We start from the raw sequence: 23,015 nt of genomic DNA on the forward strand, positions 1-23,015 counted from the left end.
GGGGTGTCGTGCGCTAGGAGAGTGCGGCGGTCAGGGCCGTCGCCACCCGAGACGGGCTGGGACGGCCGATGTGCCCGGCCATCCAGCGGGAGGTGTCGGTCAGGGTATCGAGGTCGAGGCCTGTGCTGATGCCGAGGCCGTGCAGCATCCACACCAGGTCCTCGGTGGCGAGGTTCCCGGTGGCACCCCTCGCGTACGGGCATCTGCCGAGGCCTCCCGCCGCGGTGTCGAATTCGGTGACTCCCGCGATCAGCGCGGCGTGGACGTTGGCGAGTGCCTGGCCGTACGTGTCGTGGAAGTGTCCGGCGATGGAGTCGACCGGCACACCGGCGGCCACGACGGCGTCGAGCACGGCTCGGACGTGGCCGGGGGTGGCGACGCCGATGGTGTCACCGAGCGAGATCGACGAGCATCCCGTGCCCGCCAGTTCCGCGGCGATATCGGCGACACGGCCGGGATCCACCCGCCCCTCCCACGGATCACCGAAGCACATCGAGATGTAGCCACGGGTGCCGATTCCTTCGGCGCGCGCACCCGCGACCACCGGCCGGGCGTTGTCGAGCGCGCCGGCGACGGAGGTGTTCAGGTTCTTCCGGGCGAACGTCTCGGTGGCGCTGACGAAAACGGCGATCTCCCGGGCGCCCGCGGCAAGTGCCCGACCCAGCCCCCGCTCGTTGGGGACCAGCACGACCTGGCGGACGTCGTCGGGAAGGTCGAGTTCGGCCATGAGCGACTCGGCGTCGGCGAGCTGCGGAATCCATTTCGGGGAAACGAAACTCGTCACCTCCAGGGATCGGACCCCGGCGGACACGAGCCGACGGCAGAACTCCGCCTTGACCGCGGTGGGGACGATCGCCGACTCCGCCTGGAGCCCGTCACGCGGTCCGACCTCGTAGACGCGGACCGCAGAGGGTAGCGACGAGTCGGCGAACTCGTGGGGCGCCGGACGCCACACGGGTTCGAGATCTGCGGGGGTGGTCACGTCAGTGTCCGGAACGGAGGTCGGCGAGCACCTTTTCCGCGTGCTCGACCCGGATGCGCTGGTCGTCGATGAGCCGCGTGACCACCAGATCGAGTTCGTCGCCGGTGGCGCCGGCCGAGGCGGCGATGGTGCGGGCGTGCAGACTCATGTGGCCGCGCTGGATGCCCTCGGCGGCCAGCGCGCGGCAGGCGCCCAGGTTCTGCGCGAGCCCCACCGCGACGATCACGTCCGCCAGCTCCGAGGCGGTGGAGACGCCGAGCATCTTCACCGCCGCCTGCGCGACGGGGTGCACCTTGGTGGCGCCACCCACCAGTCCGACGGCCATCGGCACCTCGAGGGTGCCGGAGAGGTGACCGTCCACGGTCTTCTCGAAGTGCGAAAGCGCCGTGTACCGGCCGTCCGCGGCGACCGCATGCGAGTGGCAGCCTGCCTCGACCGCGCGGGTGTCGTTGCCGGTGGCCAGGACGGCGGCGGTGATGCCGTTCATGATGCCCTTGTTGTGGGTCGCTGCGCGGTAGGGGTCGGATTCGGCGAGCGCGGACGCATGGACGATGTTGTCGACCACCTCTTCGCCGCCGAGCAGATCCCTGTCGAACACGGCCCGGGCCCGGGTGATGCGGAGGTCCGCCTTGTTCGTCAGGATCCGCAGCAGCGAACGCCCGCCGGCGATCTCGGTCAGCCGCGGGGCGATGGCCTCGGCCATGGTGTTGACAGCGTTGGCGCCCATGGCATCTCGCACATCGACGTGGAGGTGCACCACCACGTGCACTCCGGTGCGCGTCGGGACGAGTCGCACGGTGAGGTCGCGGGCGCCGCCGCCGAATCGGACCAGCATCGGATCCTGGGCATTGGCCAGTTCGATGATCTCCGTGCGTGCCTCGAGCACCCGCAGCCGGGACGCCTCGGGGTCGGGGCACTCGAGGATCTGGATCTGGGCCTGCATCACCGGATCGGTGCTGGAGGTGTGGAAGCCCCCGTGGACCCGCGCCATCCTGGCGGCGTTGCTGGCGGCGGCCACCACGGACGGCTCCTCGGTAGCCATCGGGACGAGGTAGTCACGCCCGTTGACGGTGAAATTGGTGGCGACGCCCACCGGGATCGCCATGACCCCGACGACGTTCTCGATCATGTGATCTGCTTGATCGACGCCGAGGCCCTGGCCGGGATCGAAGACGGCGACGTCGAGTTCGGACAGGCCGGTCCTCTCGGCGATCACGGTGCGGCGCTGCTGCGCGCTGGAATCCTTGAGACCGGGGATGCGGCTGTTGACGGGCACTGTGTTCCTCCACGTACTCACGGGCGGGGGCGTGTGGTGAGCCCCGACGGCAACCCTGTTCTGTGCTTCGGTTCACACAGTAGGACCACACCGACGACCCCGACATGTACTCATCACACATGTTTTCCGGTCAGGAATGTGTGACCATCACTGTCCCCTGAGTTCGTCGAGACGCACCGCCGCCGAGATCCGGAACAGGTGCTCGTCGCTCCGCCACTCGGGCCCCAGCAGCATCTCGAGCCTGTTCAGGCGCTGCAGAATCGTGTTGGTGTGGTAGTTGAGGGCCCGCGCCGTCTTCGTCGGACTTCCCTCGTTACGGACGAATGCACGCAACGTGGCGAGGAGGTCCGTTCCCTTGCCGTCGTCGTAGGCGCGTACCGGCCCGATCGTCGCGTCGATGAACGCGTTCAAGGTCCGTGCATCGGTGTCGAACAGCAGAGCGTAGGGCAGATACGCGTCGGTGCTGACCGCGGCGTCGGTGGTGCCGAGCGCGGCGAGTAGTCGGGAGGTGCGCAGCCCGGACTCGAATCGGGCGGGGAGCGCGTCCGGCGAACCCGCGCGAGGTGTCGTGATCGCCAGCACCGGACCGTGCAACATCTCGCGTAGGTGGTTGCGCAGGTCCGAGGTGAGCTCGGGCGGGGCGGTGGCGGTGAGAACCACCGCGACCACGCCCGCATGTTCCCCGACGAGACCGTGATCGCCGACGAAGGCGGTGGCCGCGCGGGCGGCGGTGGCACGATTCTCGGCCGAAACCGAGATCAGCACGACGGTGTCGAGGGCGGCGAGGGTGACTCGCTGGGCGCGTACCCGTCGTTCCAGGTCGCGGCGCCGCTCGGGTGCCGGGTCGAGCAGGTCCGCGACCAACTCGACGCGGGCACGCAGGTCTGCGTCGGCCATCGCATTCTGCTGCAGCACCAGCAGTGCGCCGACCTGCGCGGCGCGTTCGATGGTGCGCTCGTCGACCGGGCCGAGTTCGAGGTCCCCGGCTCCGACCAGTACCGCGCCGAAATACAACTCGCCCGCGGTGACGGCGGCGACGATCGGCGTCCCGGGGTCGTCGACGCGAACGCAGTGGCCGGTGGTGCGGCTCGACGCAATGGCATCCCGCACCACCTGCGACAGCTGGACGGACTGTGGGTCGGCATCCGTCGGGTGGGAGGCGACGGGATGCAACTCCCGGTCGACGATCGTGACCGTGCGTCCGAGTGCGGTGGAGAGAGTGCCTGCAACCTGCTCGAATCCGCCACCGATCAGAACCGCCTCGATCAGTTCCTGGTGCACCACGGTAGAGCGGTCCCGCACCTGCAGATAGTCGGTCAGGCGGTCGAGCGCCGCGCGGGCCTCGTCCTCGGACCTGCGCACCTGGTCGAGGGTGCTCGCGGTCTGCAGCACCACCGATGCGTGATCGGCGAGCGCGGACAGTACGGCGATCTCGTCCGGGGTGAACGTGTGTTCCTGGCGGGTGGCGGCGAACAGGACGCCGAGCACGCGGCCGTCCGACAGCATGGGCACCCCGAGAATCGACACGATTCCCTCCGCGGAGACCGCGTCGTCGATCAGATCTTCGTGCGGTCCCTCCGCGTAGTCCTGGTAACGCAGAACCCATTGTGCAGCTCGGGAATCGGCGATCTGGCTGGCCAGTCCCATCCCCGGGGGAACGCGCAGGTGCTGGAACTGCGGCGTCACCGAGCCGACGGTCTTGCGGACGTTCAGTTCCCGGTTCGCCGGATCGAACTCGGACAGGTAGGTGACGTCGGTGCCCATCATCTCGTGGGCGCGGCTCACCAGCCGTCCGAGGAGTGCGTCGATGTCACGGAGTTCGGCGAGTTCGCGGGCACTCGAGAACAACACCCCGAGTTCGCGTTCGCGCCTCCGCAAACGGGTCAGCTCGACCTGGTGCCTGCGCACCTTCTCCGCGAACGCCGACTTGTCGGCCGGACCGGCCGCGACCTGCTCGAGCGCCTCGCGCACCGCGGCCGAGTCGACCGACCGTTCGCCGGTCATCGCGTCGGCGAGTATCCCCAGCGCGTCGCCGGCCTCCCGTGAATCCATGCCCACACTCTGCCCTGACCGGCGGAGAAGTCCCTACTGATCGAGATCAGCGCCCCGCACGAATCCCGGCACGGCGGGCAGTTGCCGCGGACGGAAAATCGAGGCTGGTGCGGCTGCTCCGGTGAGCGGCGCTAGTCGATCATGAACCAGCCCCGGACCTGTGCCTCGTGGTCGACGTAGTGCTCCCCGGAGACGTCGACGACAACCTTGTCGATGGTGCCGCCGGTGAACGGGAACGGTGCGGTGTAGTCGGCGGTGACCGGGGAAGCACTGTCGCGTCCGACGCAGATTCCGTCTCCGACGAGGCAGAACACGCCGGGCTGGGTGACGATTTCGCTGCTGGCCACCTGCTGCTCGTCGAGGTAGAGGTCGAGGGTGCCGGCGAACCCTGGCATGGCCGGGTCCTCGTTCTTGCCTTTCACGGTGAATTCGGCGGTGCACACGTGCCCGCCGGGGGTGATGTCGCGGTCGGCGGCCACGTCTTCGATTCGGGTGCCGAGCCAGTTGAACGTGTAGTGGAGTCGGTGGTCTTTGACGTACATGCTGTGCCCGCCCGCGACGCCGCCGTGCGCGAAGAGGACACCCTCGGCGTCGGAAGTGTCCACGTGGACGCCGGCCGCGATGGTGTACGAGCGGCCGGTGATCGGGGCACCGGCGCTTTCTGGGACGTCCGCGCAGTTCGGGTAGTAGACGTAGCGGTCGCGGGGTTTGCCGGGGTGGGGGCGGTCGGCGAGGACCTGTTCGAGGGCGTTGCGGTCGTCGAGTGGGAGGCCGTTGAAGATGCCGGCGTAGTAGAACCAGAGTTCCTTCATCTCGGCGAGGCGTTGCGGTTCGGTGTCGGCGAGGTTGTGGAGTTGGGCTCGGTCCTCGTCGAGGTGGTAGAGCTCCCAGACGTCGTGGCCGAAGTTGCCCCACCCGGAGATCGGCGGGTGCAGCGAACACGCGAGCCATCCCTCGTGGTACAGGGAACGTTGCCCGAGCATGGCGTAGAACTGGGTCTGTTTCCCCGGGGCGGTGGGGTCGGTCAGCGTCGCTGCGAAGCTCTCGCCCTCGATCGGGCTCTGTGTGTAGCCCTTGAGCACCGCGGGCGGTTCGATGTCGAGGAGTTCGTAGATGGTGGGCACGACGTCGACCGCGTGAATGTACTGGTGCAGCGGTTCGGTGCGGGGTTGCAGCCTGGCGGGCCAGGAGACCATGCACATGTCGGCGATGCCGCCCTCGTATCCGGCCCACCTCTTCCAGTACGGGAACGGGGTGTCGAACGCCCAGGCCCATCCGGTGTTGTAATGGTTGTACGAGGCGGGGCCGCCGAGTTCGTCGAGGTGCGGCAGTGTCACCTCGGTGGTGTCGGCGACGCCGTTGAAGAACCGCCATTCGTTGAAGGAACCGTTCGGTCCGCCCTCGCCGCTGGCGCCGTTGTCGGAGATCACGATGAGCAGGGTGTTGTCGAGTTGCCCTGATTCGGTGAGGAAGTCGATCACCCGGCCGAGCTGATCGTCGGCGTAGGAGATGAATCCGGCGAATACCTCGGCCATCCGGATGAACAGGCGTTGCTCGTCGGCGGTGAGCGAGTCCCACGGGCGGACGGTGTCGAGGATCGGCCAGAGCTGTCCGTCCGGGCCGGTCGTGTTCGGCTCCCCGTGCGGGTTGATCGGCGACAGCTCGGTGCCCCTCGGCAACAGGCCCAGTTCCTTCTGCCGGGCCAGGATTTCGGTGCGGATAGCCTCGTAACCCTGGTCGAACGTGCCCTTGTATCTGTCGGCCCATTCCGGGGGGACGTGGTGCGGGGCATGCCCGGCCTGCGGGGCCATGTACATGAAGAACGGTTTGTCCGGGTCGACGGCTTTGGCGTCGCGGATGAACTCGATCGCCTTGTCGGACAGGTCCTTCGACAGGTGGTAGCCGTCTTCGGGGGTTCCGGGAGCCTCGATCGGGTGGTTGTCGTAGACGAGGTCCGGGTACCAGCTGTTCGACTCGCCGCCGAGGAAGCCGTAGAAGCGCTCGAACCCGCGACCGAGCGGCCACCGGCTCTTGACCGCCGACAGGTTGCATTCCTCGCTCGGGGTCAGGTGCCACTTGCCGACGCAGTAGGTGTTCCAGCCGCGTTCGGCCAGCACCTCGGAGATGAATCCGTTCTCGAAGGGGATGTGCGTCGAGATGCCGGGGAACCCGGAGCTGAGTTCGGCGACCGTGGCCATTCCGTTGGAGGTGGCGTTGCGGCCGGTCAGCAGCGAGGCGCGGGTGGGCGAGCACAGCGCGGTGGTGTGGAAGTTCGAGTACCGCACACCCGCGTCGGCGATGCGCCGCATGGTGGGGGTCTCGATGGGACCGCCGAAGACATCCATGCTGCCGTAGCCCACGTCGTCCCACGCGATGATCAACACGTTCGGGGCGCCCTCGGGGGCCGCGGCGGGCAGGTACGGTGACCAGTCCGCAACCGAATCTCGAATATCGACGGCGATCTTGCCCTTACGGTTCGTGGCCATGGCGTCGCTCCTCCGGTCGACGGTCCGCTGCGCACTTCTCGGCATGCGGGAACCCCACCTTTTCATCGTTCCCGGTGCGGCGACCGAGCGTCTACCCCCGCCACGCGCAAGCCTCGCGGGGTTTGTTCACCCGCTGTGCAGCAGCGCCGCGCGCGGCCGCGACGGGTCCATTGTCTGCTGGTTCCCACCCCCGATTTCGGCGATGATTGATCCCATGGCCGATCCACGCGGCGGGGCCCGGTACCGACGGCTTCGGACGCCGCGTTCCGCGGCGATCGCGGGCATCGTCTTCGGTGTGCTCTTCGCCACCAGCATTGCCCTGCTGGCCGCGGCGATGCCGGCCACCGCAAGCGCGCCCTGGGCGCGGGGTGGCTCGCAGATCACCACCGCCTTGTTCCTCGCCCCGTTCGCGGGCATCGCGTTCCTGTGGTTCATCGGGGTCCTCCGCGACCGGTTCGGCGACCTCGAGGACCGCTTCTTCTCGACCGTCTTCGTGGGCAGCGGGCTGCTGTTCCTCGCCATGACGTTCGTGTCGATGGCGCTCGCGGGCGCACTACTCGCCGTCTCCCGGAACGCCAACGTCCCGGAGAACGACATCGTGTACTTCGGGCGGGAGGTGATGCTGCACGTCACCAACGTCTACGCCGTGCGGATGGCCGCCGTGTTCATGATCTCCCTGGCCACGATGTGGTGGCGGACCCGGCTGATGCCCGGGCCGTTGGTGATCGCCACCTACCTGTTCGCGGTGGTGCTGCTGGTGGTCGTCAGCTTCAGTCTCTGGGTGGCGCTGGTCTTCCCGGCGTGGGTGCTGGCAGTCAGCGTGTACATCCTCGCCACCGATCACCGACAATCGGTCCGGCCGCGGGAGGGAGGAGCATGAGCACAGCGCCCGCCGGTGATGCCTACCGTCGTCGGCGCATCCTGTACGCCGAACTCACAGTGGCGCTGTACATCCTCGTCGGGCTGGGCCTGGGGCTGACCGTCCCGAGGATCCGGCGCGGACCCGAACTGCCGGCGCAGCAGGTGATCGGCGTCCTGACCACGATCGGACTCGGTGTGCTCGGCCTGGTCGCCGTCATCTACTCACTGGGGATCCTGGTCGTGCGGTGGGTGGCCTCGAACTACAGCCCGCGCCTGACCCAATTCCGGGACACCCCGATTCTGCGGCAGACCTTCGCGTTCGCCCTCGGCGTGGCCGTCTTCTGCATCTCCGCGGCCTTCGCCACCGGCCCCCGCGCCCGGGTCTCGATGGCTGTCCTGATCATCGCCATCGTCTTGCTGGCCGTGATGGCCGTGCTGCTGCGGACCCTCCAGGTGACAGCGGCAACCTCCATCCAACTCTCGCCCGTCCTGAACTCCATCGCTGCCCGCGGCCGCGACGTCCTCGACGCTGCGAGCCCCACAGCCGCGAGCACAGTTGTGTCACCCGCAGCCCCCCTGCCCGAGCCTCGCACCATGGTTACCTGGCCGACATCACCTGCCGTGCTGCAAAAAATTCTGGTCGACCGCCTGGTCGGCGCCGCTCAGACCGCGAACGCCGTCATCGTCCTGCGCGCAGCCCCAGGCACCACCCTGCAGTGCGGCACCCCGGTCGCCGACATCTATGGGGAACTGGCACCGTCGATCGTTCTCGGCGGGCTGGTTGTCGGCAGCGAGCGGACATTCGAACAAGACCCGCTGTTGGCCTTCAGGCTCCTCACCGACATCGCGCTACGCGCGCTGCGGCCCAACGACCCCGCGACGGCGGTCCAGGCCCTCGACTACCTCGAGGACCTGCTCGCCCGGGCCGCCGCGGCACCGATCGAATCCCGGCGCGTCACCGACCGCAACAACGCTCTGCGCCTGGTGATCGCACGACCGGGGTGGGACGACTTCGTCCGGACCAGCCTCGACGACCTCATCCCCGCGGCGGCGACCACACCCAGTGTCCTCATCCGCATCCAGACACTGCTCGAACGCGTGCGGAACCGGGCCCACCCGGACCACCGCGACGTCCTCACCCAGCGGCTGACCCGGGTGAACGAACACCTCGGCACACTCCTTCCCCCTCCCGTGTGAGCTGGCCGACGATCCCGCGCCCGGCGCGATGCTTCTCGTCGTGGCACCTGGACTATTCGGGGAGGTAGCCCGGTCTAGTACTTCGGTCCGTGTCGGATACCCTGGGTGTGCCTCGTGCCCGGCGAGCGAAAGGGTCCGCACATGCGAAGCGACGACGATTCCCGGAGCGGCGGTTCCGTTCAGATGCCCCGGCAGGCCGTCACGATGCAGGACATCGCCGATCGAGTGGGTGTGTCGAAGGCATTGGTCTCCATGGTGTTTCGGCGCGTCGCCGGACCGAGCGCCGAGACGCGGAAACGCGTCCTCGAGGTCGCGGACGAGCTCGGCTACCGGCCGAACCGGACCGCCGCACTGATGTCGCTTCGGCGCACCCACCTCGTCGGCGTGATGGCCGACATCCGCAACAGCTTCCACGCCGAGATGGTCGAGTACCTCGTCGCCGCCGCCGACGAGAACGGGTACGAGGTGGTGCTCGGTGCGCTCACTCCGACCCATGCCGAACAGAAGGTGGTCGACACTCTGCTCGATTTCCGCTGCGAGGCGCTGATTCTGCTCGGCACCGAACTCGACACCGACGTTCTCGACGCGCTGGGGGAGCGGCTTCCGGTGGTCGTGGTCGGTCGACGCGTCGGCGACAGCTCGGTGGACGTCGTGCGCACCGCGGACGGCAAGGGGATCGGCACCGTCGTCGATCATCTGGTGGAACTGGGTCATCGGCAGATCACGCACCTCAGTGGCGGTGCGGGCACGATCGCGGCCGACCGGAGATCGGGTTACAGCCGCGCCATGCGCCGTCACGGCCTCGACGTCGACGTCGTCGAGGGCGATTTCACCGACAACGCCGGGACGGTCGCGGCGCACACTCTGCTCGAGCGGTCCCAGCTACCCACCGCGGTGATCGCGGCGAACGACCGCAGTGCCATCGGGCTGATCAGCGAACTGCGGAGCCGGGGCGTGAGGATCCCGGAGGACGTCTCCGTCGCCGGATACGACGACAGCTTCCTGGCTCAGCTCGCGCACATCGATCTGACGTCGGTCAATCAGCAACCGCGGGAGCAGGCCGCCACGGCGGTCGACGCGGTCATCGAGCGGCTGGACCGCGGCAGGACCGAATCGATCGCGACCGTTCTCCGGCCCCGGCTCGTCACGCGCCGGACCACCGGACCGGCGCCCGCGCCGGTGGAAGGATCCCGGTCCGACGTGTCCTGATCGGGAACGTGCACTGACGCACTAGTTTTCACTATCCCACCCGCCGAGGCTGCAGGGCGCTCGGCGGGTGTTCCCGTCTGCTCCGACGCGTAGGCGCATGTCGCTCGGCACCGGGCTTGACACCGTGGCGTGACTCAGCTCATAGTAGTCGTACTAGACCGGTCAAATAGACCGAACTAGTTGGACAGGACATCCGCCGGTTTCTTCACCCTCTCGAAAGGCTTCACTCATGACCTCCAACTCGATCGGTGTCGCCGTCATCGGCGGCGGCATGGCCGGACGAGCGCACGCCGCCGGATATCGCATGGCGTCGACCCTGTTCGGGACCGACCGGCCGGACGTGCGTCTCGTCGCGATCGCCGACACCAACGAGGCCGTTGCCGACGACACCGCGAAGCGGTACGGCTACGAGCGGGCCGAGTACAGCTGGCAGGCGATCGCCGAATCCCCGGACATCGACGCGGTGAGCGTGGTCGTCGCCAACCAGTTGCATCGGGAGATCGTCGAGGGGCTCCTCGCCGCCGGAAAGCACGTGCTGTGCGAGAAGCCGCTGGCCGGGTCGATCGCGGACGCCGAGTCCATGGTCGCGGCGGCGGCGGACGCCGACACGATCGCCACCGTCGGATACACCTACCGCCGCTCACCCGCGATCCAGGCGATCCGGGACGAACTCGCGACCGGGCGTCTCGGCGAGATCATCCACTTCAACGGGCACTACTGGTGCGATTACGGCCTCGACCCCGCCTCGCCGATCACCTGGCGGCACCGCGGCGGTCCCGGCACCGGCGCGCTCGCGGACGTCGGCAGCCACCTGCTCGACATGGCCGAGTTCGTGTGTGGTCCCATCGTCGAGATCAGCGGCGCGACCTTCGCCACGGTGATCACGGAGCGTCCCGTGCCTGCCGGAGTCACGTACGGCCACACCAAGGCCGAGACCACCGGGGAGATGGCGCCCGTCGAGAACGAGGACCTCGCGACGTTCACCGCGCGCTTCCAGAACGGCGCGGTCGGCACGTTCTCCGCTTCCCGTGTCGCGCACCAGCTTCCGGACGGGCTCGGATTCGAGTTGTTCGGGACGTCCGGTTCCGCCGCCTTCGATCTGGCTCGCGCCGCGGAATTCTCGGTGTCCAGCGAGGGCATCGACCCCGCCGTCAACGGTCAGCGACGGGTGATCGTCGGACCGCAGCACCCGTACATCCAGGGTGGCCTGCCGATGGACGCGGGCGGTGTCGGACACGGCAAGGCCGAGTTCTTCGCCTACCAGGCCCGCGCCTTCCTCGACCAGATCGCCGGCATCGACGTCCTCGGCCCGCTGCCGACGTTCGCTCACGCCCTGCGCGGCATGCAGATCGTCACCGCGGTCGCGGAGTCCGCCCGTGCGAACGGGGCAGCCGTCAAGATCGGCTGAGCCGCAAAACCCCTGAACCGCAACTTCTTCCCACCACGCAAGGAACCCTCATGAAACTCGGTGTGTACACCGCCATCCTGCACGACCGCAGCCTGCGCGAGGCCCTGGAGACCATCGCGTCCCTCGGACTCGAGGGCGCGGAGATCAACGCGGGCGGATTCCTGCCCACCCCGCACCTGCCCGTCAAGGAACTCCTCTCCGGCGAGGTGTCGCCGCAGGAGTACCTGAAGGTGTTCGATGAAACCGGCGTCGCCATCGCAGGCCTGAACTGCAACGGCAACCCCCTGCACGCCGACCCCGAGGTCGGCGTCGAGGACGCCGAGGACCTGCGCAACGCCATCCGCGTCGCCGGCCTGCTCGGTGTCGACCGGGTGGTCACAATGTCCGGGCTGCCCGCCGCGCACGCGGGCGGCCAGTGGCCGGCATGGCACGTGAACACCTGGGACAGCGGCTATCTCGACTCCCTCGACTACCAGTGGGATCAGGTCGCGGTGCCGTTCTGGACGGAGATCGACGCGCTCGCCCGCGAGAACGGGGTCAAGGTCGCGATCGAGATGCACCCGCAGAACCTGGTGTTCAACCCGCCGACGCTGAAGCGTCTGGTCGAGAAGACCGGTGCGACGAACGTCGGTGCCGAGATGGACCCGTCGCACCTGTTCTGGCAGGGCATCGACCCGGTCGCGGCCGTCGACTGGCTCGGTGACCTCGTCTTCCACGCGGCGGCGAAGGACACCCGGATCAACGAGAACTGCAAGATCTACGGCGTCCTCGACGACCGGTTCACCCGGATCCCCGCCGATCAGAACCCCACCGGGCTCGGCGGCAGGCACGTGGTCAACAAGTGGCCCGAGGACTCGGCATGGGACTTCGTCGCCGTCGGCCGCGGACACGACGTCGACTTCTGGTCGCGGTTCCTCGCGGCGCTGCAGCGAGTCGACCCCGACATGGCCGTCAACATCGAGCACGAGGACGTCGAACTCGGACAGCTCGAAGGGTTGCAGGTCGCTGCCCGCACGTTGAAGGACGCCGCGTCCGCCGTTGCATCACGCTAGGACCCCCGACTCCCCACCCGTGTCCGCGCGGGTGGGGAGTTCTGTCCGCTGTGCGGCCAGGCGGTCGAGGACCAGCCGCAGCGGCGGCCAGGTGGACCGGCCGCGGCGGGTCACGGCATACGCGGTCAGCACCACCTTCGGGTTGCCGAGCGGCAGGACGGTGACCTCTTCTCGGGTGGGACGGTCGGCGGGCAGCAGCCCTACGCCGTAGCCGGCGGTGATGAGGTCTTCGACGAGGTCGAGGCTGTCGATCTGGTGGGCGATCCGCGGTGTGAACCCCGCGAGCGAGGCCAGCGTGCGGACGGCGTCCTCGTCGGCGGTGTTGCGGGAATTCACGATCCACGGCGAATCGGCATACGCCGCGACGTCGGCGGGTTCGACCGCGTCGGTTGTGGGGACGCCGAGTCCCCAGGCCGTCGACCACAGCGGGACGGCCTCGAGCGCCGCGCCGGGCGACGCAGGCGCCAGGTTGTAGTCGTAGGTCAGGGCGAGATCGAGTTCGTCGTCGGCGAGCAGTGCGAACGCCTCGACCGGCTCGTATTCGCTGATCACCACGTCCACCTGCGCGTGGGTGTGCGCCAGTTCGGCGACGACGGGGAGCAGCGACACCCGGATGCCCGTCGCGAAACCCCCGACGCGCAGGGTGCCGACCGGTTCGGCGTGGGGGTCGAGGTCGAGCCGGGCGGCGTCGACGGCGGCCAGAATGGTGACGGCGTGATCGGCGAGCCGGCGACCGGCCGGGGTGAGCCGCACCCGGCGGCCGATCGGTTCGACGAGCTGCGCACCCGTCTCCTTCGCCAGCGCGGCGATCTGCTGGGAGACGGTCGAGGTGGTCAGCCGGTGTGTCTCGGCGACCTCACGCATCGAGCCGAGGCGGGAGAGCTCGAGCAGGAGATGCAGGCGCCGCGTGTCCACCCACGCATTGTTCGCGATAGCCGAACGGTTTGTCCATGAAAGTCACGTGGACGTGAACGGTTGCGGTGTCCTTCAATGCAGGCATGACCAGGAACCCGACCCACGTCGGCGCGACGATGGCGCTGACCTCGATGCTGTGCGTGCAGACCGGACTCGCGATCTCCGTCGGCGTCTCCGAACGCGTCGGCGCCGAGGGGGCCGCGTGGTTGCGCCTGGCCTGGGCCGGGGTGCTGCTGGCCGTGATCGTGCGGCCCCGGCCGAAGGCGTTCACGCGTTCCTCCCTCGTCGCGTGCATCCTGCTCGGAGTGGTGACGGCCGCGGTCACCCTGCTGTTCATGGCCGCGGTCGACCGGATCCCGCTGGGAACCGCGAGTGCACTGGAGTTTCTGGGACCCCTCGGCGTCGCGGTCGTGCACGGGCGGGGCCGCCTCCGGTGGCCGGCGCTGGCGGCCGTGGGAGTGCTGTTGCTGACGCAACCCTGGGTCGGCGGCGTCGACCCGGTCGGAATCCTGTTCGCCCTGGGCGCGGCCGCGTGCTGGGCGCTCTACATCGTGCTCACCCAGCGCGTGGGGGACGAGGTGGCGGGTGTCAACGGACTCGCGGTGTCCATGCCCGTCGCCGGACTCGTCGCGACCGTCGTGGGCGGGCCGTCGATGCTCGCGAAGATGACGCCGGACCTGTTGATCATCGGGCTGGGATTGGCGATACTGCTGCCGGTAGTGCCGTTCACGCTGGAGATGCTCGCCCTGCGCCGGCTGAATACGGCGGCGTTCGGGACACTGATGAGTTTGGAACCGGCTTTCGCGTTGATCATCGGACTCGTCGTGTTGCAGCAGGTACCGGACCGCGCGGCGGTGGCCGGGATCTGTTTCGTCGTCGCGGCGGGAATCGGGGCGGCGCGGGCCGGGGCGCGCACGTCGCCCATCGCGGACGAGGTGCCGGAGTCTGCCGCACCGTTGGCGGCGCCGACCTGCTACCTTGAACGTCGTTCAAGTTTGAAGCAAGAGGAGTCGTCATGACAGAAGTCGGGAGTGCTCGGGTGTCGAGGCTCGGTATTTCAGCGCGGGACATGGCGCAGATCGCGGTGTTCGCCGCACTGATCGCCGCGCTGGGTCTGCCCGGCGCCATCACGGTCGGCTTCAGCGGCGTGCCGATCACACTGCAGACCCTCGGGGTCATCCTCGCGGGCGCCGTGCTCGGTGCACGCAAGGGCACCGCCGCCGTCGCGGTCTTCCTCGCACTGACCCTGATCGGACTCCCGCTGCTGTCCGGCGGCCGCACCGGACTGACGGCGCTCGCCGGTCCCAGCGCCGGATACCTCATCGGGTGGCTTCCTGCGACGCTGGTCATCGGCCTCCTCACCGCGCGGATCCTGCCGAAGTACCCGATCGCTCTCGGTCTGCTGATCAACGCCCTCGGCGGGATCGTGATCATCTACCTGTTCGGCACCATCGGGCTGCTGCTGCGCACCGACCTCGGGGTCGGCGCCGCCATCACCACCAACTTCGCGTTCATCCCCGGCGACGCGCTGAAGGTCGTCGTCGCCACCGTCGTCGCCAAGAGTGTGCACCGCGCGTACCCCGGCCTCATCCGTACGTGACTGCCGTACTCGGCGGCGCCGGCGATCAGCCTGCTCTCGACGTCGACGGCCGCACATACACCTACGCCCAACTCGACCGGGCGATCGACCGGTGGATCGACGAACACGGCTCCGACGCGTCCGTCCACGACGCGTCGGAGTTGCCGGTTGCAGACGCACTGATCTGCGTCTGCGCCGCCGCGCGGCAGGGGACCGCGGTGATCGTCGAGAACCCCGACGCCCGTCCCGACCGGCCCGCGATTCCGCCGTCGGCTTTCCTACTGGTGGCCACGTCCGGTTCCACCGGCAGGCCCCGTCCGCTCGCGCGTACCGCGGCATCCTGGTTCGACAGCTTCCCCGCCTTCACCGCGATCACCGGGATCGAACCCACCGACCACGTGCTGATCACCGGGCCGCTGCACGCCACGATGCACCTGTTCGGTGCGGTGCACGCACTGTGGCGCGGCGCGTGCGTCACCGACGACCCGTCGCGGGCGACGGTGGTGCACGCCGTCCCCGCCGTTCTCCGCGACGTGGTGGGGAAGGCGCCGAAGCTGCGCACCGCGATCGTCGCAGGCACCGCCCTCGACGACGGCGCCCGCGCGATGGCGGACGGGATCGAGATCGTCGAGTACTACGGCGCTGCGGAACTATCCCTCGTCGCCGCGCGGAAGGTCCCCGAACCGTTGCGGCTGCTGGGCGGTGTCGAGGCCGACATCCGCGACGGTCTGCTGTACGTCCGCTCGCCGTACAGCGTGATCGGGGCACCGGACTGGTTCGGCGTCGGTGACCTGGCCGAACTCGGCGACAACGGGGAACTGACCGTCCGCGGCCGGGGCGACTCCGCGATCAACGTCGGCGGCACCACGGTGGTCGCCGAGGACGTCGAGCGCATCCTCGGGACGCTCGACGGCATCGCCGCGGTCGCCGTCGTCGGAACGCCGCACTCGGTGCTCGGCGAGACCGTCACCGCGGTGGTGGAGCTCGACGGCACCGCGGAGATCGCAGAGATCCGTGCGCACGCGCGCCGGGCGCTGACGAAGGAAGCCATGCCCCGCCGCTGGGTGCCGATCGAGGCGCTGCCGCGGACCGCCAGTGGCAAGGTCGCCCGAGGCCGAGTGAGAGACTGGCTGGCATGAGCTCTGTCCCTGTACTGGTCGCGCCGCGCCGGACGCCGATCGGCAATGCCGGGCACGGGTTCGCCGATCTGACCACCACCGATCTGGCCGCCCCGGTGCTGCGCGACGTCGTGGACTCGCTGCGCGGGTCGGGCCTCGACGCCGAGGTCGACGACGTCGTGCTCGGCAACTGTCTCGGGCCGGGCGGCGACCCGGCACGGGTCGCGGCACTGCGGGCGGGGCTGGGTGTGGAGGTTCCCGGGGTCACCGTCGACCGGCAGTGCGGTTCCGGTCTCGACGCGGTGATGCAGGCCGCGCTGCGCGTCCGCAGCGGCGCCGACGAGCTGATCCTGGCGGGCGGCGTCGAATCGGCGAGCACCGCGCCGTGGCGGTTCTGGCCGCCGGTCGCCGGCGCCGACCCGGTGCGCTACACCCGCGCTCCCTTTGCGCCGCAAGGCTTTCCCGACCCCGACATGGGTGTGGCCGCCGACGATCTCGCCCGGGTGCGCGGCATCAGCCGCGAGCGGCAGGACGCGTACGCGGCGCGGTCGCACGCCCTGGCTGCGGCCGCCGACTTCTCGTCGGAGATCGTGCCGATCGGCGACATCGCGAAGGACCAGCGCATTCGCGCAGGCCTGACGGAGACAAGGCTCGCGCGACTGCGCCCCAGTTTCGGTGCCGGCGGAACAGCCACTGCCGGGAACTCGTGCGGCATCTCCGACGGCGCCGCAGTGCTGGCCGTGACCACCGAGACGCTGGCCGCCGGACTGCCTGCGCTGCGGGTGCTCGGCTCCGCGGTCGCGGGATCGGACCCCGCGTTGCCCGGGCTCGGTCCGGTTCCGGCGATCCGCAAACTCCTGAAGCGAACCGGGCACGACGTGGCGGATCTGGGCGTCGTCGAGATCACCGAGGCGTTCGCGTCGGTGGTGCTGGCGGTGTCGGACGAACTCGGTCTGGACGAATCCGTGATCTGCCCGCAGGGCGGCGCCATCGCCATGGGACACCCTTGGGGGGCGTCGGGCGCGATCCTGCTGGTGCGCTTGGCAAGTCAGATGCTGCGCGAGGACGGACCCGCGCTCGGACTCGCCGCCTGCGCCATCGGCGGCGGACAGGGCATCGCCGTGCTCGTGGAGCGTGTGTCGTGAGCGAGATCGTCTTCGACTCGGTGAGTCACGCCTTCGGCGACCGCCAGGTGCTGCGCGGCGTCGACCTGCGCTTCGCCGAGCGGCGCGTCGGCATCATCGGATCCAACGGTTCCGGCAAGTCGACGCTGGCGCGCATGATCAACGGGTTGCTGAAACCCACCTCCGGCACCGTCACGGTCGACGGCGTCGACGCCGCCCGGAAGGGCGCGCAGGTGCGGCGCAAGGTCGGGTTCGTGTTCACCGACCCCGACACCCAGATCGTCATGCCCACCGTCTCCGAGGATCTGGCGTTCTCGCTGCGCCGGTCGGGTCTGAGCAAAGAGGAGATCGCGGCCCGCGTCGAGGAGATCCTGGTGCGGTTCCGGCTCGACAAGCACGCCGAGCATCCCGCGCACCTGCTGTCCGGGGGCCAGAAGCAGTTGCTCGCCATCGGCGCCGTTCTCATCCGCAGGCCCGAGGTGGTCATCGCCGACGAGCCGACCACGCTGCTGGATCTGCGGAACGCGCGCGTCGTCTCCGAGGCGCTCGATTCGATGGACCAGCAGGTGATCGTCGTGACCCACCAACTGGCGTTGCTGGAGAGCTTCGAACGGGTCATCGTCATCGACGACGGTCTCGTCGCGTTCGACGGCAGCCCGGACGACGCCGTCCCCGCGTATCGGCAGCTGGTCGAATGATCGGGCTGTACCGCCCCGGCGACTCGCTGCTGCACCGGATGCCCGCCGGGCTGAAACTGCTGCTGTTGATTCTGTCGATCGTCGCGGCCACCGTGTTCGTGCGCACCCCACTCGAGGTCGGCGTCGTCGTCGTTCTGGTGGGACTGCTGTTCGTGGTGGCCGCCATTCCGTGGCGGGTGGCCGTGGCGCAACTGCGCCCCGTGGTGTGGATGTTGTTGATCATCGCGGTGTTCCAGGTGCTGATCACGTCCCCGTCGCGGGCGGTCGTCGTGTGCGGGGTGCTGCTGATCTCGGTGGCGCTCGCCGCGTTGGTCACGCTCACCACCCGGGTCACCGACATGCTCGACACCGTGTCGCGCGCACTCGGGCCGCTGCGGAGAGTCGGGGTCGACCCGGACCGGATCGGGCTCCTCCTCGCGTTGGCGATCCGGTGTATCCCGCTGCTCACCGGGATCGTGCAGGAGGTGGCGCAGGCGCGGAAGGCACGAGGATTGCAATGGTCGATGACGGCGCTGGCCACACCGGTTCTGGTGCGTGCCCTCCGGACCGCGGACGCGATGGGGGACGCCCTCGTCGCACGGGGAGTGGACGATGACTGAGCTGCTGCCCGCCGAACGCATCGCCCGTCGCGCCGCCGAGAACCCGGAGGCGGTAGCGATCGTCTCCGCCCGCGAGACCGTCGACTACGGCCGGTTCTGGTCGCGCGTCGCCCGGACCGCGGCCGGGCTCGACGGCATGGACCGGGTCGCCGTGCTGCCGACGTCGGACGTCGGGTCTCTGGTCGTCGTGACGGCCGCGATGCACGCGGGCGTCAGCGTCGTCCTGCTGCACCGGCACCTGCTGCCCGCGCAGCTGACGCGGGTGCTCGAACTCGCGAAACCCGGTGCCGTCGTCGCCGCGCCGCACCAGCACCGCCGGCTGCGGAGGCTGGGATTCGACGGGACCGTCGAGACGGCCGACACCCTGCAATCCGACGGCACCGCGGGCCGGGCACACCCGGGCGCCGAACTGCTGGTCGGCATCACCTCCGGTACCACCGGTGAACCGAAGTTGTTCGTGCGCAATCAGCGATCGTGGGCCACGACCCTCGACCGTTCCGACACGACGTTCGACATCGGCGGCGGCGACCGCGTGGCGGTGCCCGGGGTCCTCGACCACACGCATTTCCTGTACGGCGCGATCCACGGTCTCAGCCGCGGCGCGACCGTGGACCTGCGGCCGGTCACGCAGTCGCTGGGCGACGCGGCCACCCACCTGTACTCGGTACCGACCATCGCCTGGGACGTCGTGCGGTCGGGGATCGGCCCCGTCGACAGCGTCCGGGAGGTGCTGTCCTCGGCGGCCCGGTGGCCGCGCACGGGGCGTGAGGCGTTGCAGGACGTCCTGCCGAATGCGTCGCTCGTGCACTTCTACGGCGCCTCCGAACTGAGTTTCGTGTCCTACGACCGGGGTCTCGGTGCCGCCGACGAGCATTCGGCGGGCGAACTGTTCGACGGCGTCGACGCCGAGATCCGCGACGGCCTGGTGCACGTGCGCAGCGACATGCTGTTCGACGGGTACCTCACCGAGGACGGTGTGGTGAACGGCCCCGACGACGGGTGGATGACGGTGGGCGACCGCGGCCGGGTGGTGGGCAGCAGTCTGCAGTTGTTCGGCCGCGACAGCGACACGGTGATCCGGGCGGGACTCAATGTCGAACCCGCGGCCGTCGAAGCGGCGCTGACCGCGTTGCCCGGGGTGTCGGAGGCCGCGTGCATCGGGGTTCCCGACGCACGGATGGGGGAGGCGCCCGCCGCCGCGATCGTCGTGCGCGGCGACGCCCCGAGCACCGCCGAGATCTGGCGGCATCTGCGCGCCACCCTCCCCAGCCCCAGCATGCCGGTTCAGGTCCTCGTGGTGGACAGCCTGCCGCGCACGCCGCGCGGCAAGCTCGATCGTCCCGCACTCGCCGCCACCCTGGCCGACTCGCGGAACCCGAATCCCGGTTAGACGTCCCGGATTTCGAGGCTCAGCAGGTGGTAGCCCAGCGTCTTGCCGTGCCCGTCGAGCGCGGGTGAACCCGTGACGCCGCCACCGAGGACGCCGGGCAGTTCGAACACCATCGCCAGCAGGTTGGGCTGGCAGGTGCGCCGGGCCGGTCCGGTGATCAGTTCACCGTAGTGGGCGGCGACGACGTCGTCGGTCAGTCTCCGCTCGAGCAGGCCGTAGGCGGCGCGGTCCCGGGCCAGGACGGCGACGATGAGCGTGTCGCCCTTGTCGCCGGCACGGACGTCCGCGAGTGCGTCGATGCGCTGAACGGTGGCGGGCGTGGTCATTTCGACACCTCCGTGAGATGGACGCGGGTGGGCACGAGTTCGCGGGGGAGGGTGCACGAGCGGATCGCGAGCACCTCCGTCGAGGAGCGCCGGGCACCGCCGCCGCCTGCCGGTCCGTTGGTGTACAGGCTTTCCACCTCCCAGCCGACGAGGTCGGCTTCCTCGCGGGTCCGTGCCCGGGCCGTCACGCGGACGCGAACCTCGCGGGCATCGGTGTCCGTGTCGAGTCCGCGGAAAGCGGCACCGGCGCCGATGTATTCGACGGAGACGGCGTCCTCGCTGACGCCGTGCACGTCGACGAGTCGTTCGGTGACGATGTCGGCGGCGAGCCGGGCGCGGGGGTAGGCGCGCGGTCCCGCGTAGCTGATCTGCCCCTCGCCGAGCCAGCCGCCGCGGAAGCCGAGGGTCACCTTCAGTTCCTGCGGGCGGGGACGTCCGGTTGCGCCGGTGATGGCGACGCGGTCGGGTCCGACGCCGGTGAACGACACGGTGCCGAAGTCGGCGGTGACGTCCGGGGTCAGGTACGACGTGGGATCACCCACCTCGTACAGGAGTTGCTCGGCGCAGGTTCGTTCGGTGAGGATGCCGCCCGATCCGTCGAGCTTGCCGAACGTCGCCGATCCGTCGGCGAGGACGTCGGCGAACGGGAAGCCCAGATCGGCCATGCCCTTCACCGGTTTGGTGACCGGATCGGCGTAGTACCCGCCCGTGAGCTGCCCGGCGCACTCGAGCAGATGCCCGATCGCAGTTGCGGCGCCGATGGTTTCGTGATCGGCGAGATCCCACCCGAAGTGGTGGGCGAGCGGGGCGACGTAGAGCGACGGGTCGGCCAGGCGGCCGGTGACGACGACGTCGGCGTCCAGTTCGAGCGCGGGGAGCACGGCGTCCGCACCGATGTACGCGTTCGCGGAGACGAGCACGTCGTCGTGCTGAGACAGGCGTTTCCCGGTTTCCCACACGACAGGGTCGTGGCGCAGCACCTGCTCGAGCACCGCGTCGCCCGTGACCGCGGCGATGCGCACCGGACGGCCCGCGGACCGGGACGCGATGCCGGAGACCAGTTCCGCGGCGGCGAGCGGGTTGGCGGCGCCGGCGTTGGTGATCACCGTGGTCCCGGACGCGAGGGTGTGCGGGAGCACCGCCCGCATGCGTGCGGCGAGCAACGGATCGTAACCCTGGTCCGGGTTCTCCAGCCGGCGAGCGTTTCCGGCGGCGACGGTGCGTTCGCCGAGGCATTCGAAGATCAGGTAGTCGAGGTCGGCGTGCCGGGCGAGTTTCTCGGCGGGGTCGATGCGATCCCCGGAGAACCCGGATCCTGCGCCGAGCCGCACGCTCCGCGCGGTGCTGCCGCGGGTGCTCGATGGTGTCACGGTTTCGAAGTCCTTTGCTGGTTCGACGGATGCGGGGGTGTCGGGGACGATTACAGCGAGAGGGCACCGGTGAACAGCGCCACGACGGTCATCACGATCGTGGTCCCGAAGGCCCAGCCGAAGATGAACCGCTGATGCTTGCCGAGGTCCACCTTGCTCAGCCCGATCAGGATGAACGTCGCCGCGGTCAGTGGGCTGAGTGGGAACCCGGTGGTCATCTGGCCGAGAATGGCGGCGCGGCCGATCTCGGCGGGGTCGCCACCGAACGACGCGGTGGTCTCCGCCAGCACCGGTACGACGCCGAAGTAGTAGGCGTCCGGGGTGAAGACCAGGCTGAGCGGCATCGACGTGACCGCGGTGATCACGGGGATCAGGGACCCGGCGGACTGCGGAATCCAGGAGACGAACGTCTGCGCCATCGCGGTGATCATCCCGGTGCCGTTGAGGATCCCCGTGAGCACACCTGCCGCGAGGATCATCGCCACCACCATGGTGACGTTGCCGCCGTGCTTCGCGAACAGGGCCTGCTGATCGGCCCACTTCGGGCGATTGACGGCGAGCGCGAGCGCGAAGGCGATGGCGAACGCCACCTCCAGCGGCACGAGTTGGAACAGCAGGATCACGATCAGGACGAGGGTGAGTACCGTGTTGAACGCCATCACCGCCCGTTGGCGGCCGGTGCGCACCGGCGGGTCGGAGACGTGCGGCGTGCCGGGGCCACCGCCGCCGGGAGGCACGAGTTCGGTGACGCCGAGCCGTTTCCGTTCCGTGCGGCCGATCATGTAGGCGGCGAACAGGACCCACAGGACCCCGGCGCCCATCGCGGGCAGGACCGGTGTAAAGATGTCGGCGCTGGTCAGGTCGAGTGCGGCCATGGCGCGGACGGTCGGGCCGCCCCACGGGATCATGTTCATCAGACCGGCGGCCAGGCAGACGATGCCGGTCAGGACGACGGGGCGCATCCCGAGCTTCTGGTAGATGGGCAGCAGCGCCGAGATGGTGATCAGGAAGGTCGAGGTTCCGTCGCCGTCGAGCGCGACGAGCAGGGTCAGCACCGCGGTGCCGACGGCGATCTTGGTGGGATTGCCCCCTGCCCACCGGACGATCCGGCGGATCGCCGGATCGAACAGTCCCACGTCGACCATCAGGCTGAAGTACAGGACCGCGAACGCGATCATGATGGCGACGGGCGCGACCTTCAGGAGGCCGTCGCCCACCATCTCCCCGAGGTCGGGTGCCCACCCTCCCACGATCGCGAACGTGACGGGAACGAGGATCAGCGCGACGAGCACCGAGACCCGGCGGCTGAACGCCAGCGCCAGGAAACACGCGATCGTGGCGAACCCGAGTGCGGCAACCATGTGACCTCCTTC

Annotated in this window: 20 protein-coding genes; 12 read left to right on the forward strand and 8 right to left on the reverse strand. The window is 69.4% G+C overall.

The genetic code is table 11. The features are described from left to right. Window positions 1-13 precede the first annotated feature (13 nt). The 4 genes from ACFU5V_RS31095 to ACFU5V_RS31110 all read right to left on the reverse strand — a co-directional run bounded on the left by ACFU5V_RS31095 (window position 14) and on the right by ACFU5V_RS31110 (window position 6,796). On the reverse strand, window positions 14-982 hold the full coding sequence (locus ACFU5V_RS31095) for a hydroxymethylglutaryl-CoA lyase (protein ID WP_378703699.1): 969 nt from the start codon (window positions 980-982) through the stop codon (window positions 14-16). Between the two features lies 1 nt (window position 983). After that, entirely contained in the window at window positions 984-2,258 is a 1,275-nt protein-coding gene (locus ACFU5V_RS31100) for a hydroxymethylglutaryl-CoA reductase, degradative (RefSeq protein WP_378703701.1), read from the reverse strand. A 147-nt stretch (window positions 2,259-2,405) separates the two neighbouring features. Then, window positions 2,406-4,310 carry a helix-turn-helix domain-containing protein gene (locus tag ACFU5V_RS31105; protein WP_378703702.1) on the reverse strand — a complete coding sequence of 635 codons (1,905 nt, stop codon included), beginning with the start codon at window positions 4,308-4,310 and terminating at the stop codon, window positions 2,406-2,408. Window positions 4,311-4,441: 131 nt separating this feature from the next. Then, window positions 4,442-6,796, reverse strand: a complete 2,355-nt coding sequence (locus ACFU5V_RS31110) for a sulfatase-like hydrolase/transferase (protein WP_378703703.1) — start codon at window positions 6,794-6,796, stop codon at window positions 4,442-4,444. A gap of 214 nt (window positions 6,797-7,010) precedes the next feature. Here ACFU5V_RS31110 and ACFU5V_RS31115 point away from each other — a divergent pair, with 214 nt between their 5' ends. The 5 genes from ACFU5V_RS31115 to ACFU5V_RS31135 all read left to right on the forward strand — a co-directional run bounded on the left by ACFU5V_RS31115 (window position 7,011) and on the right by ACFU5V_RS31135 (window position 12,523). Beyond that, window positions 7,011-7,676 carry a hypothetical protein gene (locus ACFU5V_RS31115; protein WP_378703705.1) on the forward strand — a complete coding sequence of 222 codons (666 nt, stop codon included), beginning with the start codon at window positions 7,011-7,013 and terminating at the stop codon, window positions 7,674-7,676. After that, window positions 7,673-8,854, forward strand: coding sequence for a DUF2254 family protein (locus ACFU5V_RS31120; protein WP_378703707.1), 1,182 nt, complete (start codon window positions 7,673-7,675; stop codon window positions 8,852-8,854). The genes ACFU5V_RS31115 and ACFU5V_RS31120 overlap by 4 nt, the downstream gene beginning before the upstream one ends. 141 nt (window positions 8,855-8,995) lie before the next feature. Further along, window positions 8,996-10,063: a LacI family DNA-binding transcriptional regulator gene (locus ACFU5V_RS31125; protein ID WP_378703708.1), complete on the forward strand. Its 1,068-nt coding sequence runs from the start codon at window positions 8,996-8,998 to the stop codon at window positions 10,061-10,063. Window positions 10,064-10,292: 229 nt separating this feature from the next. After that, window positions 10,293-11,471, forward strand: coding sequence for a Gfo/Idh/MocA family protein (locus ACFU5V_RS31130; RefSeq protein WP_378703710.1), 1,179 nt, complete (start codon window positions 10,293-10,295; stop codon window positions 11,469-11,471). Between the two features lie 50 nt (window positions 11,472-11,521). Then, on the forward strand, window positions 11,522-12,523 hold the full coding sequence (locus ACFU5V_RS31135) for a sugar phosphate isomerase/epimerase family protein (RefSeq protein ID WP_378703712.1): 1,002 nt from the start codon (window positions 11,522-11,524) through the stop codon (window positions 12,521-12,523). Here ACFU5V_RS31135 and ACFU5V_RS31140 read toward each other — a convergent pair. Continuing rightward, window positions 12,515-13,438, reverse strand: coding sequence for a LysR family transcriptional regulator (locus ACFU5V_RS31140; RefSeq protein ID WP_378703714.1), 924 nt, complete (start codon window positions 13,436-13,438; stop codon window positions 12,515-12,517). The genes ACFU5V_RS31135 and ACFU5V_RS31140 overlap by 9 nt on opposite strands. A gap of 83 nt (window positions 13,439-13,521) precedes the next feature. Between ACFU5V_RS31140 and ACFU5V_RS31145 the strand changes: the two genes are divergently transcribed. Genes ACFU5V_RS31145 through ACFU5V_RS31175 form a run of 7 tightly spaced genes read left to right on the forward strand, consistent with a single transcriptional unit; the run spans window position 13,522 to window position 19,946 of the window. Then, complete coding sequence (locus ACFU5V_RS31145) at window positions 13,522-14,457, forward strand: DMT family transporter (protein WP_378703715.1); 936 nt, start codon at window positions 13,522-13,524, stop codon at window positions 14,455-14,457. Next, window positions 14,454-15,038 carry a biotin transporter BioY gene (locus tag ACFU5V_RS31150; protein ID WP_083395608.1) on the forward strand — a complete coding sequence of 195 codons (585 nt, stop codon included), beginning with the start codon at window positions 14,454-14,456 and terminating at the stop codon, window positions 15,036-15,038. The genes ACFU5V_RS31145 and ACFU5V_RS31150 overlap by 4 nt, the downstream gene beginning before the upstream one ends. Further along, the gene (locus tag ACFU5V_RS31155; RefSeq protein WP_378703717.1) at window positions 15,035-16,156 is read left to right on the forward strand and encodes a class I adenylate-forming enzyme family protein; all 1,122 of its coding nucleotides are present in this window, start codon (window positions 15,035-15,037) and stop codon (window positions 16,154-16,156) included. The genes ACFU5V_RS31150 and ACFU5V_RS31155 overlap by 4 nt, the downstream gene beginning before the upstream one ends. After that, window positions 16,153-17,280 carry a thiolase family protein gene (locus tag ACFU5V_RS31160; RefSeq protein WP_378703718.1) on the forward strand — a complete coding sequence of 376 codons (1,128 nt, stop codon included), beginning with the start codon at window positions 16,153-16,155 and terminating at the stop codon, window positions 17,278-17,280. The genes ACFU5V_RS31155 and ACFU5V_RS31160 overlap by 4 nt, the downstream gene beginning before the upstream one ends. Then, a complete protein-coding gene (locus ACFU5V_RS31165; RefSeq protein ID WP_087555067.1) occupies window positions 17,277-17,957 on the forward strand; it encodes an energy-coupling factor ABC transporter ATP-binding protein in 681 nt (226 codons plus the stop codon). The genes ACFU5V_RS31160 and ACFU5V_RS31165 overlap by 4 nt, the downstream gene beginning before the upstream one ends. Beyond that, window positions 17,954-18,556, forward strand: coding sequence for an energy-coupling factor transporter transmembrane component T family protein (locus ACFU5V_RS31170; protein ID WP_378429828.1), 603 nt, complete (start codon window positions 17,954-17,956; stop codon window positions 18,554-18,556). Before ACFU5V_RS31165 ends, ACFU5V_RS31170 begins: the two co-directional genes overlap by 4 nt. Then, window positions 18,549-19,946, forward strand: a complete 1,398-nt coding sequence (locus tag ACFU5V_RS31175; RefSeq protein ID WP_378703720.1) for an AMP-binding protein — start codon at window positions 18,549-18,551, stop codon at window positions 19,944-19,946. Before ACFU5V_RS31170 ends, ACFU5V_RS31175 begins: the two co-directional genes overlap by 8 nt. Here ACFU5V_RS31175 and ACFU5V_RS31180 read toward each other — a convergent pair. The 3 genes from ACFU5V_RS31180 to ACFU5V_RS31190 are packed head-to-tail and all read right to left on the reverse strand — an operon-like array spanning window position 19,943 to window position 23,003. Continuing rightward, a complete protein-coding gene (locus ACFU5V_RS31180; RefSeq protein ID WP_095863509.1) occupies window positions 19,943-20,272 on the reverse strand; it encodes a hypothetical protein in 330 nt (109 codons plus the stop codon). The two genes, ACFU5V_RS31175 and ACFU5V_RS31180, sit on opposite strands and share 4 nt — an antisense overlap. Further along, complete coding sequence (locus tag ACFU5V_RS31185) at window positions 20,269-21,642, reverse strand: acyclic terpene utilization AtuA family protein (protein WP_378703722.1); 1,374 nt, start codon at window positions 21,640-21,642, stop codon at window positions 20,269-20,271. Before ACFU5V_RS31185 ends, ACFU5V_RS31180 begins: the two co-directional genes overlap by 4 nt. A gap of 50 nt (window positions 21,643-21,692) precedes the next feature. Then, window positions 21,693-23,003 (reverse strand): CitMHS family transporter, encoded by a 1,311-nt coding sequence (locus ACFU5V_RS31190; protein ID WP_378703724.1) that lies wholly within the window; start codon window positions 23,001-23,003, stop codon window positions 21,693-21,695. Window positions 23,004-23,015: the final 12 nt, after the last annotated feature.

Origin of the sequence: Rhodococcus sp. NPDC057529 (assembly GCF_042802055.1) — a bacterium.
Classification (GTDB): Bacteria; Actinomycetota; Actinomycetes; order Mycobacteriales; family Mycobacteriaceae; genus Rhodococcus_F.